This window comes from Pseudomonas sp. B20(2017) (genome assembly GCF_002113125.1).
Classification (GTDB): Bacteria; Pseudomonadota; Gammaproteobacteria; order Pseudomonadales; family Pseudomonadaceae; genus Aquipseudomonas.
In genome coordinates this window covers 61,949-79,945 of sequence record NZ_NEJP01000021.1, presented here as the reverse complement: position 1 = coordinate 79,945, position 17,997 = coordinate 61,949, and the positions used below count along the sequence as shown (strand labels likewise).

The window sequence follows — 17,997 nt, the reverse complement described above, 5'->3', positions numbered from 1 at the left end:
GTACTTCTTCCATGAGTGGCGACAGCCTCGGGTGCGGGTCGGGCTGTTGGGGACCGATCGGCAGTGGCGCTGGCCTCCTGCCAATTCCTCATAAAAAGAGGAGCTTTAATGCCGCATCGCGATAGCGTGGGCGCGGCATTATAGGCGGGTGATGCTGGCTATGTAATAGCTTTTTAATTGCACCGGTTAGTTAGGTGCCATTACTTGTCGGGCTGTCTGGCGTTGCCGATGACGTTGGCTATGTCGCTCAAAACCCGCAGGTTTATCAACTGGTGATCCTGGTCGATACGCAGGGTGACCGGCGCCGCTTCCGGTGCATTGGGCGCACTGAACTGGTGATTGCCTTTTTTGAGGCGCACCCGTGCCACCAGCGTCTTGTCCGGCAGGGTGCGCCAGGTGCGGGTGTCGGCTTCTTCAAACGGATCGTGCTCAGTGACGACCAGCGAGGCCTTGGCCGGGTTGCGTTCATTTTCATGGGCCTGGGAAATGGCCGCCATGTTGGCGCGGAACATCGCCCGGGAGATGATCGCCGGCATGTCGTCGCGCAACGTACGAAATGCCATGTCCGTGACGCTGTTGATCGCGGTCAGCGGCTTTTTGCGGCCATCTACCATGATGTGATCGAACACAGGTGTGACGGTGTCCGGCACCAGGATGGGGAAGGAGATCGGCGCGGTAATGACCAGGTTTTCATTGAGCCGGACCGGGATCGGCACAGTTACCGAGCTGCGGGCCGGCGCCAGACCGCTCTGGACGACGATCAGAACATCGCTTTCATCATCCTTGGTTGGCGGTTTGTCGAGATTGCGCAGCGCCTGTTCGAGGAAGGGCGTGTTCGGGCGCAACTCGATCGCCTGGCGATAACCCGGTGCGGCCAGGCCGCGTTCGCCCAGCGCTTCGTAGGTGAACCCGGCCAGGTAGTGGCTGAAAGCACTTTGGTAGCCGTTCTTCAATTCAATGACGGCCGGCGCATCGAGGGTGGTGACCGGATAGCCTTGCAGGTCCTTGTAATGAACGACGATGCCCTGAGCTTTGGCCTGTTCCTCAAGCTCTTCAAACTGGCGTTCCCGCTGGCGGGCGATCAGTGCTTCACGTTCGTGGGTCTTCTTGATGTCTGCCCGGGCGCCGTCGAAATCACTTTCACCCAATTGGTTGAGGGCCATCTGTGTGGTCAGCATGACTTTTTCGTAGTCATAGCCTTCGTAGCGGCTGAGCTTGTCGTTGACCAGCATGGTGCCCATTTCATAGGCAAACCGGTTGAGCAGCTTCATGGGGGCGGAAGGCACGGCTTCTTCGCGCTGAAACACCATCCGGTCGGCGCTGCGCCAGGCTTTCTGGCTCTGCGGGCGTGCGTTGGCGAAGCTGAGAATCGAACCCTTCTCGAAGTAGTAGAGCAGGTCCTTGTCTTCCCACGGGTTGTGCCACTCCAGCACATCCAGGGCGCCCTGATAGTCCCCGAGCATCAACCGGTCATTGGTCTGCTGCATTTCCAGATCGTAATTGCGATAAGCCGCGCAGCCGCTCAGTTGCAGGATCGCGCTGATTAATACCGGGAGCAGCAAGCGTTGGCGCATGGAGTGCAGCTCTTCCTTGAACAGAGAGGCGATAGGTGACGGATTATAGGGGTGGGCAGTGGCCATGTGCCGGGTATTGGAGAGAAAGCTTGAGGGAATCGCGCTCGAAGTGAACAATATGTAACTTCGCATTTCCACTTGAGACTCATTCATGACTGCCGCGTCCCGATTCCTGGCCTGGCTGGTGTTCCCGTTGTGCGCGCTGAGCAGCTTCAATCTGCTGGCCGACACCGTGGAAGGCGCACCGCAAGCGCTGCACCTGCTCGATTACATCAGCGCCGATTACCCGCCGACGGTGCAGGCTGGCAAGGTCATCGACGACGGCGAATACCGCGAACAGCTGGAATTCACCCAGGTGCTGCAAGGGCTGATCGCCGGCCTGCCGGCCAAACCGGAGAAAGCGGCGCTGGAGCTGGGCGTCACTGCCTTGCACGCAGCGATCACGGCGAAACAGGACGGCGCGGACGTGGCCCGTCAGGCCCGGCAACTGGGGGCGAAACTGGCGGTGGCTTATGAAGTCAGCCAGGCCCCGATCATCACCCCTGATCCGGCCCGTGGTGCGCCGCTCTACGCGCAAAACTGCTCGGTGTGCCACGGCGACTCCGGTGCCGGCGACGGCCCGGCGGGTCTCGGCATGACGCCGGCGCCGGCCAATCTGCGCGACGCGGCGCGGATGGATCACCTGAGCCTGTACGCGATTTACAGCACTCTCGGCCAAGGCGTGGAGGGCACTGACATGCCAGCCTTCGCCGATCAGCTGGATGACCGTCAGCGCTGGGATCTGGCGACCTACATCGCTCAGTTCAGCGCCGATCCGGCCACGGCCAAATCCGACAAGACCTACAACATCGCCGATCTGGCTCGCCAGACCCCGGCCGAAGTGAAAGCTGCCGAGGGCGCTGAAGCCGCTGCGATCTTCCGTGTGCAACGGGCGCAGCCGCCGCAGGTCAAGCGCGGCCCGGCGCAGTTGCTCGACTACACCGCCGCGACGCTGGACAAGAGCCTGGCGGCGTACCGTGCCGGTGAGCACGATCAAGCCTATGACCTGTCGGTGGCGGCGTATCTGGAAGGCTTCGAGCTGGTAGAAAGCTCGCTGGACAACGTCGACGCCAACGTGCGCAAAGACACCGAAAAATCCCTGATGGCCTATCGGCAATCGCTGCAGGACGGCTTGCCGGTGGAGCAGGCCGAGCAGCGTCTTGACGCGGCCAAGGCCAAACTCAAGGAATCCGCCGGCCTGCTGGGCAGCGATGGCCTGAGCTGGTCGCTGAGCTACATCTCCGGCTTGCTGATTCTGCTGCGCGAAGGCCTGGAAGCGATTCTGGTGCTGGCGGCGATCCTCGCGTTCCTGCGCAACACTGGCCAGCAATCGGCGGTGCGCAGCGTCAACGTCGGTTGGGGGCTGGCGCTGCTGGCCGGCCTCGGCACCTGGGCGCTGGCGGCGTATGTGATCGATGTCAGCGGCTCCCAGCGTGAACTGCTGGAAGGCGCCACGGCGCTGTTCGCCAGTGTCATGGTGTTGTGGCTCGGCGTGTGGATGCACGACCGTCGGCACGCGGCGGCCTGGCAGGATTACATCAAGCAGAGCCTGGTTGGCGGAGGCGGGCGTTTCGGGTTTGCGATCCTGGCGTTCTTCTCGGTGTACCGCGAGCTGTTCGAAGTGATCCTGTTCTACGAAACCCTATGGCTGCAGGCCGGCCCTGCCGGACATAACGCGGTATTGGCGGGGGGCGCGACGGCGCTGGTGCTGCTGTTCGGTCTGGCGTGGGTGATTCTGCGTGGCTCGGCGAAACTGCCGCTGACGCTGTTCTTCAGCATCAACGCGGCGCTGCTCTGCGCGTTGTCGGTGGTATTCGCCGGTCATGGTGTGAAGGCGTTGCAGGAGGCCGGGATCTTCGGCACCCGGCCGGTGGCGTTCTTCGACTTCGACTGGCTGGGGATTCACGCCGATGCGTACTCGCTGACGGCACAGGCCGTGGCGATTGCGGCGATTATCGTGCTGTACGGTCGCAGTTGGGTGGCTGAAAAGCGCCGAGTGACTGCTTAAACAGCATTCGTTGCACTCACTTCGCGAGCAAGCTCGCTCCCACAGGGTTGGTGTGTAATCTGTGGGAGCGAGCTTGCTCGCGAATTGTTTGGAGGTAGAAAACATGCGCGTATGGATCGATGCCGACGCCTGCCCGAAGATGGCAAAGGAGCTGGTGGTGAAGTTCGCCCTCAAGCGCCGCTTCGAAGTAGTGCTGGTGGCGGGGCAGCCGCAGAGCAAACCGGCGCTGGCGATCGTCAAGCTGATCGTGGTGCCGAGCGGTCCGGATGCGGCGGATGATTATCTGGTGGAGCACGCGGTGCCGGGCGAACTGGTGATCTGCAGCGACATCCCGCTGGCCGACCGGCTGGTGAAGAAGGGCGTGGCGGCGCTGGACCCGCGAGGCAAGGAGTTCGACGCGCAGAACATGGGTGAACGGCTGGCGACACGCAACCTGTTCACCGACCTGCGCGAGCAGGGCCAGGTCAGCGGCGGCCCGGCACCGTTTGGTGACCGGGAGAAGCAGGCGTTCGCCAATGCGCTGGACCGGATCCTCACCAGGCTCGCCCGCAAAACCTGAACATTACACAAATCCTCTGTGGGAGCGGGCTTGCTCGCGAAGGGGGTGTGTCATTCAACGAATAGTTGTCTGACCTGACGTCTTCGCGAGCAAGCCCGCTCCCACATTGGGTGTGTATTCGACCAAGAGATCAGGCGTCGTTTTCGTGGGTCAGCTCTAGCACCCGATCCACCAGCTTGTTGATCCCCGAAGCCGCTTCGCTGATCGTCTGCGCCAGCATGTAGGCCGGGGTGGTCACCAGTTTGCGCGCCTTGTCTTCGATGATGTCGGTCACCGCGCAGTCTTCGTGGGTGGCGCCCATCTTGTTCATGGCGGCGGCCGTGTCGGCGTCGTTGCCGATGGTGCAGGTCACGCCCGGGCCGTAGATTTTCGCGGCCAGTGCCGGCGAGATGCAGATCAGGCCAACAGGCTTGCCCGCTTCGGCAAAGGCTTCGGCCAGCGCCAGGACTTCCGGCTGCACGGTGCAGCCGGCGCCTTCGATCGCGAAGTTCGACAGGTTTTTCGCCGCACCAAAGCCGCCGGGCACGATCAGCGCATCGAAGTCCTCGACATCGGCCTCGCGCAGATCCTTGACGTTGCCCCGGGCGATGCGTGCCGATTCCACCAGCACGTTGCGCGATTCGGGCATTTCTTCGCCGGTCAGGTGGTTGATCACATGCAATTGCGCGATGTTCGGGGCAAAGCACTGCACCTGGGCGCCGCGCTGGTCGAGGCGCAGCAGGGTGATGACGCTCTCGTGGATCTCGGCGCCGTCGTACACGCCGCAACCGGACAGGATCACTGCAACTTTTTTGCTCATGGGTTTCTCTCCAGATTCATGGCGTTAAATGTCCTCTAATTTGTCGTTCGTTGCCATAGGATCAAGCCGCGGCTACACCTAGGATCTGTGCTACAGATTCCGACCAGGGCGCGTCATGAACTTCATCCTGTATGCGGTACCGTTTTTCTTCGTATTGATTGCGGTGGAGCTCATCGCCGACCGTTGGCGCGGGGTGAGCAACTATCGCCTGGCCGATGCGGTGAACAGCATCAGCACCGGGGTGTTGTCGACCACTACCGGCCTGTTGACCAAGGGTGTGGGCCTGGTGACCTATGCGTTTGCCCTGGAGCATCTGGCGCTGGTCAGGTTGCCGGCGGACAGCGTCTGGGTCTGGGTGTTTGCCTTTGTCTTCTATGACTTCTGCTATTACTGGCTGCATCGCATGGGCCATGAACGCAACATCCTTTGGGCCGCGCATTCGGTGCATCACCAGAGCGAGGACTACAACCTTTCCACGGCCTTGCGCCAGACCAGCACCGGGTTCCTGCTGAGCTGGATCTTCTACCTGCCGATGGCCGTGCTCGGGGTGCCGCTGCTGGTGTTCGTCAGCGTTGCGGCGCTGAATCTGCTGTATCAGTTCTGGGTCCATACCCGGCACATTCCCAAGCTCGGCTGGTTCGAGTGGTGCTTCGTCACGCCGTCCAATCATCGGGCTCACCATGCACAGAACGCTCTCTACATGGATCGCAACTACGGCGGGGTGTTCATTATTTGGGACCGTCTGTTCGGCTCGTTCCAGGAAGAGGACGACAACGAACCGGTGATTTTCGGCGTGACCACGCCGCTGGCGAGCTGGAATCCGTTGTGGGCCAACCTGCAGTTCTACGCGCAGCTGTGGGATGACGCGCGCCGGGCCGAGCGTACCTGGGACAAAATCCGGATCTGGTTCATGCGTACTGGCTGGCGTCCGGCGGACGTCGCGGCGAAGTACCCGATGAGCAAGCCGGACCTGGGCCAGTTCCGCAAATTCGAGGTGCCGCTGGACAGTCGTCAGCAGTGGTACGTGGGGTTGCAGTTTGGCGTCTACGTGGCGCTGGGCAGTTATCTGATGAATCTGGAACACAGTCTGCCCACCGGTGCATTGGTGCTGGGCTGGGGCGCGGTGGCGTTCGGTTTGTTCGTGTTGGGCGTGGCCCTGGAGAATCGCCCGTGGGCGGGGAGGCTGGAAGTGCTGCGGCTGGCATCGAACCTGCCGCTGGTGTGGCTGGCGCCGCTGGTCGGGCTGTGGCCGGCCAGCCCGGGGATGTGGGTCGGCCTGCTCAGTTACAGCCTGCTCAGCGGTATCGGGCTGTATTGCTGCCGCCAGCGACTTACTCGGCTGGCGTCTTAGGGTCGGCGGTCTTGGCCACTTCGGCTGTGTGCCGTTCGGCTTTGGCCAGTTGCTCGGCCTGTTCTTCTTCGTAGACCTTTTTCGCCAGCCGGGCATTCTTGAACCGGCGGCGCAGCCACAGGCCCAGACCGAGCACCAGCAGCGCGCCCAGCACCCACAACTCATACTTCTTGATGCTGCCGAGCATGCCTTCGAGCACGGCGCCGAAATGGTAGGCGGCAGCGGCCAGGGCGGTGGCCCAGATCGCGGCGCCGATACCGTTCAACAGCAGATAACGTCCCGGCGGATAGCCCGACAGGCCGATCGCCACCGGCATCACCGTACGCAGGCCGTACACGAAGCGGAAGCTCAAGACCCAGATGTCCGGGTGCTTGCGGATGTGTTCCAGCGCGCGGTCGCCCATCATCTGCCAGCGCGGTTTGCGCGCCAGCAATTTGCGCCCGTGCTTGCGGCCCAGGAAGTACCACAGCTGATCGCCGGCATAGCTGCCGAAGAACGCCACGACCACCACCAGTTTGATGTCCATGTATTCACGGAACGCGAGGAAGCCCGCGAGCACCAGGATGGTTTCGCCTTCGAAAAACGTGCCGAGAAACAGGGCAAAGTAGCCGAAGTCATGCAGAAATTGTTGGAGCATTGTCTGGGTGCTGGCGAAATGAACGCGCAGCCTAACCCTTCGGGCACATTCAGGAAAGTGTCGAAATGTGTCTCGACGTGAACAATTCCTACGCTGAGAATGGAATGCGACTACACGTCACAGGTCTCACACAACTGTCATCTGTTCGTCATAATGGCCGTCTATAACTGTCACGCTCGCCCGTTTGCGCGGGCTCAGGAGTCTGCCGTGAGCTTTACCCCAGCCAATCGTCTGTTCCCTGCCACCCGTCTGCGTCGCAATCGTCGTGATGATTTTTCCCGGCGGCTGGTGCGTGAGAATGTGTTGACGGTCGATGACCTGATCCTGCCGGTGTTCGTGCTCGACGGTGAAAACCGCCGCGAAGCCGTGGCCTCGATGCCGGGTGTCGAGCGCCTGACCATCGACCTGCTGCTTGAAGAAGCGGCGAAATGGGTCGAACTGGGGATCCCGGCGCTGGCGCTGTTTCCAGTTACCCCGCCCGAACTCAAATCCCTCGACGCCGCCGAAGCCTGGAATCCCGAAGGTATCGCCCAGCGCGCCACCCGTGCGCTGCGTGACCGGTTCCCCGAGCTCGGCGTGATCACCGACGTTGCCCTCGACCCGTTCACCACTCACGGTCAGGACGGCATTCTCGATGAAGAAGGCTATGTGCAGAACGACATCACCGTCGATGCACTGGTCAAACAGGCCTTGTCCCACGCCGCTGCGGGCGCCCAGGTGGTTGCCCCGTCGGACATGATGGACGGCCGCATTCAGGCGATCCGCGAAGCGCTGGAGCTGGCCGGTCACGTCAACGTGCGGATCATGGCCTATTCGGCCAAGTACGCCAGCGCCTATTACGGCCCGTTTCGCGATGCTGTCGGCTCGGCCGCGAACCTGGGCAAGGCGAACAAGGCCTCCTATCAGATGGACCCGGCCAACAGCGACGAAGCGCTGCACGAAGTGGGCGCGGACTTGTCTGAAGGCGCGGACATGGTCATGGTCAAACCCGGCATGCCGTACCTGGACATTCTGTTCCGGGTAAAAGATGCCTTCAAAGTGCCGACTTTCGTCTATCAAGTAAGCGGCGAATACGCCATGCACATGGCGGCGATCCAGAATGGCTGGTTGAGCGAAGGCGTGATCCTCGAATCCCTGACCGCCTTTAAACGTGCCGGCGCTGATGGCATCCTGACTTACTTTGCTGTCCGTGCCGCTCAATTGTTACGAGAGCAGAAATAGCCCTCCCAGGAACATTCGATGAATACCGAAGGACTCACTGAAGTTGCCGTAAAAGAAGCTCAACCCGTGGTCGAGCAGATTACCGAAACCCCGCCGGAACTGGAGCCTGCGCCACCCGCGCCGGCCACAGAAGCCGCAGCGGCGGTCCCGGCGATCGCGATTCCCGGCCTGGATGACAGCAGCCTGTACATCCACCGTGAGTTGTCGCAACTGCAGTTCAACATCCGCGTGCTGGAACAGGCGCTGGACGAGTCCTATCCGTTGCTGGAGCGGCTGAAGTTCCTGCTGATCTTCTCCAGCAACCTCGACGAATTCTTTGAAATCCGCGTCGCCGGCCTCAAGAAGCAGATCACCTTCGCCCGTGAACAGGCCGGCGCAGACGGCCTGCAACCGCATCAGGCCCTGGCCCGCATCAGCGAGCTGGTGCACGGTCACGTGGACCGCCAGTACGCGATTCTCAACGACATTCTGTTGCCGGAGCTGGAAAAGCATCAGGTGCGCTTCATCCGTCGGCGCAACTGGACGACCAAGCTCAAGACCTGGGTTCGCCGCTATTTCCGCGACGAGATCGCGCCGATCATCACCCCGATCGGCCTCGACCCGACGCACCCGTTCCCGTTGCTGGTGAACAAGAGCCTGAACTTTATCGTCGAGCTCGAAGGTATCGACGCGTTCGGGCGCGATTCCGGTCTGGCGATCATCCCGGCGCCGCGCCTGCTGCCGCGGATCATCAAGGTGCCGGAAGAAGTCGGCGGCCCTGGCGACAACTATGTGTTCCTGTCGTCGATGATCCACGCCCACGCCGATGACCTGTTCCAGGGCATGAAGGTCAAGGGCTGCTACCAGTTCCGTCTGACCCGAAATGCCGACCTTGCGCTCGACTCCGAAGACGTCGAAGACCTGGCCCGTGCTCTGCGTGGCGAGTTGTTCTCCCGTCGTTACGGTGACGCCGTGCGCCTGGAAGTCGCCGACACTTGCCCGAAACACCTGTCGGACTACCTGCTCAAGCAGTTCAACCTGAGCGAGACCGAGCTGTACCAGGTCAACGGTCCGGTGAACCTGACGCGTCTGTTCAGCATCACCGGGCTGGACAGCCATCCGGAACTGCAATACACGCCGTTCACGCCGCAGATCCCGAAACTGCTGCAAAACAGCGAGAACATTTTCAGCGTGATCAGCAAGCAGGACATCCTGCTGCTGCACCCGTTCGAGTCGTTCACCCCGGTGGTCGACCTGCTGCGCCAGGCTGCCAAGGATCCGCATGTTCTGGCGGTGCGCCAGACCCTGTACCGTTCCGGCGCCAACTCGGAAATCGTCGATGCGCTGGTGGACGCCGCGCGTAACGGCAAGGAAGTGACAGCGGTCATTGAGTTGCGTGCGCGCTTCGACGAAGAGTCCAACCTGCAACTGGCCAGCCGTCTGCAAGCGGCCGGTGCGGTGGTGATCTACGGCGTGGTCGGCTTCAAGACCCACGCCAAGATGATGCTGATCCTGCGTCGCGAGGCCGGCGAGATCGTGCGTTACGCGCACCTCGGCACCGGTAACTACCACGCCGGCAACGCCCGTCTGTACACCGACTACAGCCTGCTGACTTCCGACGACGCCTTGTGCGAAGACGTTGGCAAACTGTTCAGCCAGTTGATCGGCATGGGCAAGACGCTGCGCATGAAGAAGCTGCTGCATGCTCCGTTCACCCTGAAGAAGGGCATGCTCGACATGATCACCCGCGAGACGCAATTTGCGCTCGACGGCAAACCGGCGCACATCATCGCCAAGTTCAACTCGCTGACCGATCCGAAGATCATTCGCGCGCTGTACAAGGCCAGCCAGTCCGGTGTGCGCATCGATCTGGTGGTGCGCGGCATGTGCTGTCTGCGTCCAGGCATCGCCGGGGTTTCGCACAACATTCACGTGCGCTCGATCATCGGCCGCTTCCTTGAGCACACCCGGGTGTTCTACTTCCTCAACGGTGGCGAGGAGCAGATGTTCCTGTCCAGCGCCGACTGGATGGAGCGCAACCTCGACAAGCGCGTCGAGACTTGCTTCCCGGTGGAAGGCAAGAAGCTGCTGACCCGGGTCAAGAAAGAGCTGGAGCTGTACCTGACCGACAACACCCACAGCTGGAGCCTGCAATCGGACGGTCGCTACATCCGCAACACGCCGACCGGCAACCAGAACCCGCGCAGTGCGCAGGCGACGTTGCTGGAGCGGTTGGGCAGCCCGATTTTGCCGGTGAGCAGCTGACCGAAGATTTCGGAACAATAAAAAAGGCGATCCATCCGGATCGCCTTTTTTGTACCTGCCGGTTACTCAGTGTACGGTCAGGACAATCCCCACCCGCGTCAGCCACTCGGCCTCAAGCCCGAAATCGGCCTGGGTCAGCTGGTTTTCATCCAGCCAGTTTTCCGGGAATTCCACATCGAGGTGGTTGCCGTTGGCATGCAGCGCCACTTGCGGCATCGCCTGGGTGCCACGGATGTGGTGGAAGAGGATGGCGAAACGCAGCAGCACGCACAGGCGGATCAGCTTGTCGCCGTCGTCGCCGAACTCGGCAAACTTGTCCTTGGGGATGTTGCGGCGGTGGCCGCGCACCAGCAGGGCGAGCATTTGCTGGTCTTCGCGGGAGAACCCGGCGAGGTCCGAGTGCTCAATGAGGTAAGCGCCGTGCTTGTGGTAGTGATAGTGAGCGATGTCGAGCCCGACTTCGTGCACTTTCGCCGCCCATCCCAGTAGTTCGCGCCAGATACCGTCGTCCAGCTCCCAATCCACGGCCACTTGATCGAACGCATGCAGAGCTTTGCGCTCGACGCGTGCGGCCTGTTCCAGGTCGACGTGGTAGCGCTCCATCAGCGAGGTCAGGGTGCGTTCGCGCACGTCTTCGTGGTGATGGCGACCCAGCAGGTCATACAGCACGCCTTCACGCAGCGCGCCTTCGCAGTGATCCATGCGTTGCAGTTCGAGAGCATCGAAGATCGCTTCGAGAATCGCTAGGCCCGCCGGGAAGATCGCCCGACGATCCGGCTTGATGCCTTCAAAATCGATCTTGTCGACATCGCCGAGCTTGAACAGGCGGCGCTTGAGCCACGCCAGACCTTCGGCATTCACTTCGCCGGTGCCGTGACCGCCGGCCTTCAGCGCCAAGCCGATGGCGCGGATGGTGCCCGAGGAGCCGATGGCTTCATCCCAGGTCAGGCGGTGCAGGGCGTGTTCGATGCTCATGATTTCCAGCCGCGCCGCCGTGTACGCCTGGGCGTAGCGGGCCGGAGTGATCTTGCCGTCCTTGAAATAGCGCTGGGTGAAACTCACGCAGCCCATTTGCAGGCTTTCGCGCAGCAGCGGTTCGAAACGCTGGCCGATGATGAATTCGGTACTGCCGCCGCCGATGTCGGCGACCAGGCGTTTACCCGGGGTGTCGGCGAGGGTGTGGGACACGCCGAGGTAGATCAGGCGGGCCTCTTCACGGCCGGAGATGACTTCCACCGGATGGCCGAGGATGTCTTCGGCGCGGCGGATGAATTCGCCACGGTTGCGCGCCTCGCGCAGGGCGTTGGTGCCGACGATCCGCACGGCGCCCAGCGGCATGCCGTTGATCAGTTGGGCAAAGCGCTTGAGGCAGTCGAGCCCGCGCTGCATGGATTCTTCGTTGAGCTGGCGCTCATCGTCGATGCCGGCGGCCAGCTGAACCTTTTCCCCGAGACGTTCGAGAATACGGATTTCGCCGTTCTGGGCCTTGGCCACGACCATATGGAAGCTGTTGGAGCCCAGGTCGATCGCGGCGATCAGGGACAGATTCTTGGCTTGGGATTGGGGCATGGTCAGGGGGTCTCGGTCGATAACCCCGCCATCGTGCCACGATCAAACGCTGGCGCCAACGCGCAGGGTTCAAACCCTTGATCCTGCGCATAAAGTCTCAAGACCGCGGCGCGGCCATTCGCGAGCAAGCTCGCTCCCACAGGGCTACGCGTTCCTTTGTGGGAGCGAGCTTGCTCGCGAAGGCGTCCGTCAGGCCCCCGCAGAGCCCTCAGGCTGTCGCTTCCACGGTGCCAATGAAGTTCGCCAGCTCCGGCGTCTGCGGATCGGCAAACAGCACTTTCGGATCCCCCATCTCGTGCACCTTGCCCTGGTGCATGAACACCAGTTTGTCCCCGACCTCCCGGGCGAAGCGCATTTCGTGGGTGACCATGATCAGCGTCATGCCTTCTTTCGCGAGTTGGCGGACCACGCTCAGCACTTCGTTGACCAGCTCCGGGTCCAGCGCCGAGGTGATCTCGTCGCACAGCAGCACCTTCGGCGACATCGCCAGCGCCCGGGCAATCGCCACGCGTTGTTGCTGGCCGCCCGAGAGTCGCTCCGGGAACGCATCGAACTTCTCGCCCAGACCCACACGTTTCAGCATCTGCCGCGCCAGTTCCGCAGCCTCGGCTTTCGGCACTTTCTGCACTACTTGCGGCGCAAGCATCACGTTTTCGCCCACTGTCAGGTGCGGAAACAGGTTGAACTGCTGAAACACCATCCCGACTTTCTGCCGCAGGCTGCGCAGGTCGGCGCGGGCGGCGTCGAGGTATTCGCCGTCGACTTCGATCACGCCGTCGTTGATCGATTCCAGGCCATTGAGGGTGCGCAGCAGGGTGGATTTGCCCGAGCCGCTGCGGCCGATGATCGCCACCACCTGGCCTTCCTCGACGCTCAGGTCGATGCCTTTGAGCACGTGGTGATCGCCGTAGTATTTATGCAGGGCGGAAATTCTAAGCAGAGGCATGCAGTCTCCTTTCCAGGTAGCGCGCACTGAGGGACAGGGGGTAGCAGAGCAGGAAGTAGCCCAGGGCGACGAGGCCGTAGACCATGAACGGTTCGAAGGTGGCGTTGGCGAGCATGCCGCCGGTCTTGGTCAGCTCGGTGAAGCCGATGATCGAGGTCACCGCGGTACCCTTGACCACTTGCACCGAGAAACCTACGGTCGGCGCCACGGCAATCCGCAGCGCTTGCGGCAGGATCACGTAGCGCAGTTGCTCCAGCGGATTCAGCGCCAGGCTCGACGAAGCCTCCCACTGACCATTGGGAATCGCCTCGACGCAGCCGCGCCAGATCTCCGCCAGGTAGGCGCTGGTGAACAGCGTGAGGGCAATCGCCGCCGCCATCCACGGCGAAATCTCCACCCCGGCCAGCGCCACGCCGAAGAACACCAGAAACAGCTGCATCAACAACGGCGTGCCCTGAAACAGTTCGATCCAGGTGCGGGCGATGCTGCTGGGCAGCGGGTTTTTCGAGATGCGCATGATCAGGATCAGCAACCCGACGATCCCGCCGCCGATGAACGCCACCAGCGACAGCGCCAGCGTCCATTGCAGGCCGGTCAGCAGATTGCGCAGGATGTCCCAGAACGTGAAGTCGCTCATTGGCTGCTCCTTGCGCTGCTTTTAGACAGATAACGCCGACCGAGCCAGTTCAACAGCTGACGGATCAGCAGCGCCATGCACAGATAGATGAGGGTGGTCAGGGCGTAGGTTTCAAAGGCGCGGAAGTTGCGCGACTGAATGAAGTTGGCGGCGAAGCTCAATTCTTCGGTGGCAATCTGCGAACACACCGCCGAACCGAGCATGACGATGATGATCTGGCTGCTCAGCGCCGGCCAGACCTTGCCCAGTGCCGGCAGCAGCACCACGTGGCGGAACGCTTCGAAACGACTCATCGCCAATGCCGCCGCCGCTTCCAGCTGCCCGCGCGGAATCGCCTGGATGCCGGCGCGGATGATCTCGGTCGAATACGCGCCGAGGTTGATCACCATCGCCAGCACCGCCGCCTGCCACTCGGAAATCTGCACGCCGAGGGACGGCAGGCCGAAGAAGATGAAGAACAGTTGCACCAGGAACGGCGTGTTGCGGATCAACTCCACATACACGCCGAAGATTGCCGAGAACGGGCGGATGTTCCACGCCCGCACCAGCGCCCCGACGATGCCCACGCCAACCCCGAACAGTGCACCGATGGCCGTCAGCTCAAGGGTAAACAACGCCCCGCGCAGCAGCAGGTCGATGTTTTCCACCACCGGCAAGAAATCGAACTGATAGGCCATTAAAGTCTCCCGCGGCGCCGGTCAGAGGTCGGCCGGCAGCGGCTCTTTGAGCCAGGTCTGCGCATTCTTTTCCAGCGCGCCGTCAGCCTTGGCGGTGGCCAGGATCTCGTTGACCTTGCCCAGCAGCGCCGGCTCGTTCTTGTTCACGCCGACGTAGACCGGTGAATCCTTGAGTTTCACTTTCAGCGCGGGGACGCGTTTCGGGTTCTTTTCGCTGATCGCGACCATCACCACGTTGCCGCTGGCGATCAGGTCGACTTGCCCTGCGAGGTAGGCGGCGATGGTCGAGTTGTTGTCTTCGAAGCGCTTGATGGTCACGCCTTCGGGGGCGACTTTGGTCAGTTCGATGTCCTCGATGGCGCCACGGGTGACGCTGATGGTCTTGCCCTTGAGGTCGTCGAGGGTGCTGACGGCTGCGTCTGGCGGGCCGAACACGGCAAGGTAGAACGGCGCATAGGCGCGGGAGAAATCGATGACCTTCTCGCGCTCGGGGTTCTTGCCGAGGCTGGAAATCACCAGGTCGACCTTGCCGGTGGTGAGGAACGGGATGCGGTTGGTGCTGTTGACCGGGGTCAGTTCGAGTTTGACCTTGAGCTGCTCGGCCAGCAGTTTCGCGGTGTCGATATCGAGACCGCGCGGCTTCATGTCCGGGCCGACCGAACCGAACGGCGGGAAGTCCTGAGGCACCGCGACTTTCAAAGTGCCGCGCTTGACCACGTCATCCAGACCGTCGGCATGGGCAGGGGCCTGGCTCAGCATCAGACCGGCAAACAGGGCGGCGAGGAGGGCGCTGTAACGCTTCGTCATGGACAATCTCCGGATCGGCGGGAAGTGAAATCTGCGATCGGACAGAGCATGGGCCGTGCCAAGATAGAGGTTCGGCCCCGCAAAGCCACGGGTTTAGCGGGTTTGTTCGGTCTTACTGGTCTGAACAGTCGGATCGGGTTTCGCACTGCGATAGCGCATCGACGCGCCCTGTCGAACCCAGCTGGGGCACGACTTGCCTGATGCCTCGAATAGCTTTACAACTGGCCGCACCTTGGCCTGGTTCGTCTGGAAAACCATGAACTCGATCTCCCGCGCCGTACCCGAAGTGGCGCTGCAAGCGATCCGCAAACTAATCACCGAGCAGGGCTTCGGCCCCGGCGATGCGCTGCCCTCGCAACGGGATCTGGCGGTTCAGCTGGGTGTCAGCCGGGCGTCGTTGCGCGAGGCGCTGTCTTCATTGAGTGCATTGGGTGTGGTCAGCATCCAGCCGGGCAAGGGTGTGTTCGTGCAGGCGCCTGTGGAATTGTCGCGCGGCGAGGGTGCGCCGGCGTGGCCGTTTGCAGCCCAGGCTTCGCCGCTGGAAATCTTTCAGTTGCGCTACGCGCTGGAAGGGTTCGCGGCCGGACTGGCGGCGGTGACGTTGAGCACGTTTGATCTGGACGAACTGGAAGACAATGTCGCTGCCATGCGCGAGCAACTGCGCGCCGGTGACTTCGAGGCAGCGGCGAAACTGGATTTCGAATTCCACCGGCGGATCCTGCTGGCCAGCGGCAATCAGGCGATGCTGAGCATCCTCACCGCCAGCGCCGACATCTTTCTGGAGAGCCAGAAACTACCGTTCATCCGTGCCGAACGGGCCATGGAAACCTGGCAGGAACACCGCAAGATCCTCCGCGCCCTGGCTCGCCGGGCCTCCGCTGCCGCGCAGAAAGCCATGCAGGAGCACGTGCGCAACGCAGCGCTGCGCACCGGAATTTCCTTCATCGCCCCCGCCAGCGCTTGACTTGAGCTATACCCAAACTCATCGAGTGCCATAGCAAGACTCAATCATCTGCGGCTTCCTGAACAAGGGAAGGGCGGCTATGATGGGCCACGTTTTTTTGCTTACAACCTGGAGAATTCCATGAGCAGCGATCTGATCAAACACGTTAGCGACGCTAGCTTCGAAGCCGACGTACTCAAGGCCGAAGGCGCTGTCCTGGTCGACTACTGGGCTGAATGGTGCGGCCCTTGCAAAATGATTGCTCCGGTTCTGGACGAGATTGCAGAAACCTACAAAGGCAAGCTGACCGTTGCCAAACTGAACATCGACGAAAACCAGGAAACCCCTGCCAAGCACGGCGTACGTGGTATTCCGACCCTGATGCTGTTCAAGAACGGCAACGTGGAAGCGACCAAGGTCGGCGCTCTGTCGAAGTCGCAACTGGCTGCTTTCCTCGACGCCAACATCTAAGCGTCGTTGTAAAGATGGTCCTCAAAAAGCCCCGCAAATTGCGGGGCTTTTTGCGTATACAGGGCTAGACGCTCCGAAACTCAGGTGGTACATTCGGCCCCGCACTGGTTTCTCCACTGCCCCCTGCTAGCCGTCGCCGACGCACTCCTTTTCGAATAAGTACGCGATCCTGTCGCCTTCTCTGCGGCGCGGCCTCATTAAGCCAAAAGCTTAATTTCCCCCCCTCCATAAATGATTACGTCATTCCTATATGAATCTGACTGAACTCAAGCAAAAGCCGATTACCGAACTGCTCGAATTGGCCGAACAGATGGGCATAGAAAATATGGCCCGTTCGCGCAAGCAGGACGTGATTTTCTCCCTGCTGAAAAAGCACGCTAAAAGCGGTGAGGAAATCTCCGGTGATGGCGTGCTGGAGATTCTCCAGGACGGCTTCGGCTTCCTGCGCTCCGCTGACGCTTCCTACCTCGCCGGCCCTGACGACATCTACGTCTCGCCGAGCCAGATCCGCCGTTTCAACTTGCGCACCGGTGACACCATCGTTGGCAAGATCCGCCCTCCGAAGGAAGGCGAGCGGTATTTCGCCCTGCTCAAGGTCGACACGATCAACTTCGATCGTCCTGAGAACGCGAAGAACAAGATTCTCTTCGAGAACCTGACCCCGCTGTTCCCGAACGTGCGCATGAAGATGGAAGCCGGCAACGGCTCCACCGAAGACCTGACCGGTCGTGTAATCGACCTGTGCGCCCCGATCGGCAAAGGCCAGCGTGGTCTGATCGTTGCACCGCCGAAGGCCGGTAAAACGATCATGCTGCAGAACATCGCAGCGAACATCGCCCGTAACAACCCTGAAGTTCACCTGATCGTGCTGTTGATCGACGAGCGTCCGGAAGAAGTGACCGAAATGCAGCGCACCGTGCGCGGCGAAGTGGTTGCCTCGACCTTCGACGAGCCGCCGACCCGTCACGTGCAAGTGGCTGAAATGGTGATCGAGAAGGCCAAGCGCCTGGTCGAGCACAAGAAGGACGTGGTGATCCTGCTCGACTCCATCACGCGTCTGGCCCGTGCCTACAACACGGTGATCCCGAGCTCCGGCAAGGTGCTGACCGGTGGTGTCGATGCCCACGCCCTGGAGAAACCGAAGCGTTTCTTCGGCGCCGCGCGCAACATCGAAGAAGGCGGCTCGCTGACCATCATCGCCACCGCGCTGGTTGAAACCGGCTCGAAGATGGACGAAGTGATCTACGAAGAGTTCAAGGGCACCGGCAACATGGAGCTGCCACTGGACCGTCGTATCGCCGAGAAGCGTGTGTTCCCGGCCATCAACATCAACAAGTCCGGTACTCGTCGCGAAGAACTGCTGACCGCCGACGACGAACTGCAGCGTATGTGGATCCTGCGCAAACTGCTGCACCCGATGGACGAAGTGGCTGCCATCGAGTTCCTGGTCGACAAGCTGAAAACGACCAAGACCAACGACGAATTCTTCCTGTCGATGAAGCGCAAGTAACATCG

At 61.5% G+C, this 17,997-nt stretch carries 16 protein-coding genes; 8 read left to right on the top strand and 8 right to left on the bottom strand.

The features are described from left to right. Positions 1-200: 200 nt before the first annotated feature. Entirely contained in the window at positions 201-1,574 is a 1,374-nt protein-coding gene (locus tag CAF63_RS25290) for a COG3014 family protein (protein WP_085689931.1), read from the bottom strand. 151 nt (positions 1,575-1,725) lie between these two features. Here CAF63_RS25290 and CAF63_RS25285 point away from each other — a divergent pair, with 151 nt between their 5' ends. Next, entirely contained in the window at positions 1,726-3,621 is a 1,896-nt protein-coding gene (locus tag CAF63_RS25285) for an FTR1 family protein (protein ID WP_085689929.1), read from the top strand. A 103-nt stretch (positions 3,622-3,724) separates the two neighbouring features. Then, positions 3,725-4,180: a YaiI/YqxD family protein gene (locus CAF63_RS25280; RefSeq protein ID WP_085689927.1), complete on the top strand. Its 456-nt coding sequence runs from the start codon at positions 3,725-3,727 to the stop codon at positions 4,178-4,180. Between the two features lie 130 nt (positions 4,181-4,310). Here the strand turns inward: CAF63_RS25280 and elbB are convergent, their stop codons facing one another. Further along, positions 4,311-4,979, bottom strand: a complete 669-nt coding sequence (gene elbB / locus CAF63_RS25275; RefSeq protein WP_085606045.1) for an isoprenoid biosynthesis glyoxalase ElbB — start codon at positions 4,977-4,979, stop codon at positions 4,311-4,313. A gap of 115 nt (positions 4,980-5,094) precedes the next feature. Between elbB and CAF63_RS25270 the strand changes: the two genes are divergently transcribed. Beyond that, positions 5,095-6,330, top strand: coding sequence for a sterol desaturase family protein (locus tag CAF63_RS25270; RefSeq protein ID WP_085689925.1), 1,236 nt, complete (start codon positions 5,095-5,097; stop codon positions 6,328-6,330). Here CAF63_RS25270 and CAF63_RS25265 read toward each other — a convergent pair. Beyond that, a complete protein-coding gene (locus CAF63_RS25265; protein WP_085689923.1) occupies positions 6,311-6,967 on the bottom strand; it encodes a DedA family protein in 657 nt (218 codons plus the stop codon). The two genes, CAF63_RS25270 and CAF63_RS25265, sit on opposite strands and share 20 nt — an antisense overlap. Positions 6,968-7,174: 207 nt before the next feature. On the opposite strand from CAF63_RS25265, the gene hemB reads away from it, so the two are divergent. Together hemB and ppk1 are read left to right on the top strand one after the other, a co-directional pair. Further along, the gene (hemB, locus tag CAF63_RS25260) at positions 7,175-8,188 is read left to right on the top strand and encodes a porphobilinogen synthase (RefSeq protein ID WP_007951836.1); all 1,014 of its coding nucleotides are present in this window, start codon (positions 7,175-7,177) and stop codon (positions 8,186-8,188) included. Positions 8,189-8,206: 18 nt separating this feature from the next. After that, a complete protein-coding gene (gene ppk1 / locus CAF63_RS25255; protein WP_085689921.1) occupies positions 8,207-10,432 on the top strand; it encodes a polyphosphate kinase 1 in 2,226 nt (741 codons plus the stop codon). Between the two features lie 66 nt (positions 10,433-10,498). Here the strand turns inward: ppk1 and ppx are convergent, their stop codons facing one another. The 5 genes from ppx to CAF63_RS25230 form a co-directional block, all read right to left on the bottom strand. Continuing rightward, complete coding sequence (ppx, locus tag CAF63_RS25250) at positions 10,499-12,001, bottom strand: exopolyphosphatase (protein ID WP_085689919.1); 1,503 nt, start codon at positions 11,999-12,001, stop codon at positions 10,499-10,501. A gap of 208 nt (positions 12,002-12,209) precedes the next feature. Next, complete coding sequence (locus CAF63_RS25245) at positions 12,210-12,947, bottom strand: amino acid ABC transporter ATP-binding protein (protein WP_085689917.1); 738 nt, start codon at positions 12,945-12,947, stop codon at positions 12,210-12,212. Then, positions 12,934-13,584, bottom strand: a complete 651-nt coding sequence (locus CAF63_RS25240) for an amino acid ABC transporter permease (protein WP_007951832.1) — start codon at positions 13,582-13,584, stop codon at positions 12,934-12,936. The genes CAF63_RS25245 and CAF63_RS25240 overlap by 14 nt, the downstream gene beginning before the upstream one ends. Beyond that, complete coding sequence (locus CAF63_RS25235; RefSeq protein WP_085689916.1) at positions 13,581-14,261, bottom strand: amino acid ABC transporter permease; 681 nt, start codon at positions 14,259-14,261, stop codon at positions 13,581-13,583. Before CAF63_RS25235 ends, CAF63_RS25240 begins: the two co-directional genes overlap by 4 nt. Before the next feature lie 21 nt (positions 14,262-14,282). Further along, the gene (locus tag CAF63_RS25230) at positions 14,283-15,068 is read right to left on the bottom strand and encodes a transporter substrate-binding domain-containing protein (protein ID WP_085689913.1); all 786 of its coding nucleotides are present in this window, start codon (positions 15,066-15,068) and stop codon (positions 14,283-14,285) included. 256 nt (positions 15,069-15,324) lie between these two features. Between CAF63_RS25230 and CAF63_RS25225 the strand changes: the two genes are divergently transcribed. From CAF63_RS25225 to rho, 3 genes are all read left to right on the top strand, one after another. Further along, positions 15,325-16,032 carry a FadR/GntR family transcriptional regulator gene (locus CAF63_RS25225; protein WP_085689911.1) on the top strand — a complete coding sequence of 236 codons (708 nt, stop codon included), beginning with the start codon at positions 15,325-15,327 and terminating at the stop codon, positions 16,030-16,032. 120 nt (positions 16,033-16,152) lie between these two features. Next, entirely contained in the window at positions 16,153-16,482 is a 330-nt protein-coding gene (trxA, locus tag CAF63_RS25220; protein ID WP_003206727.1) for a thioredoxin TrxA, read from the top strand. 250 nt (positions 16,483-16,732) lie between these two features. Further along, a complete protein-coding gene (gene rho, locus CAF63_RS25215) occupies positions 16,733-17,992 on the top strand; it encodes a transcription termination factor Rho (protein ID WP_007951825.1) in 1,260 nt (419 codons plus the stop codon). Positions 17,993-17,997 lie beyond the last annotated feature (5 nt).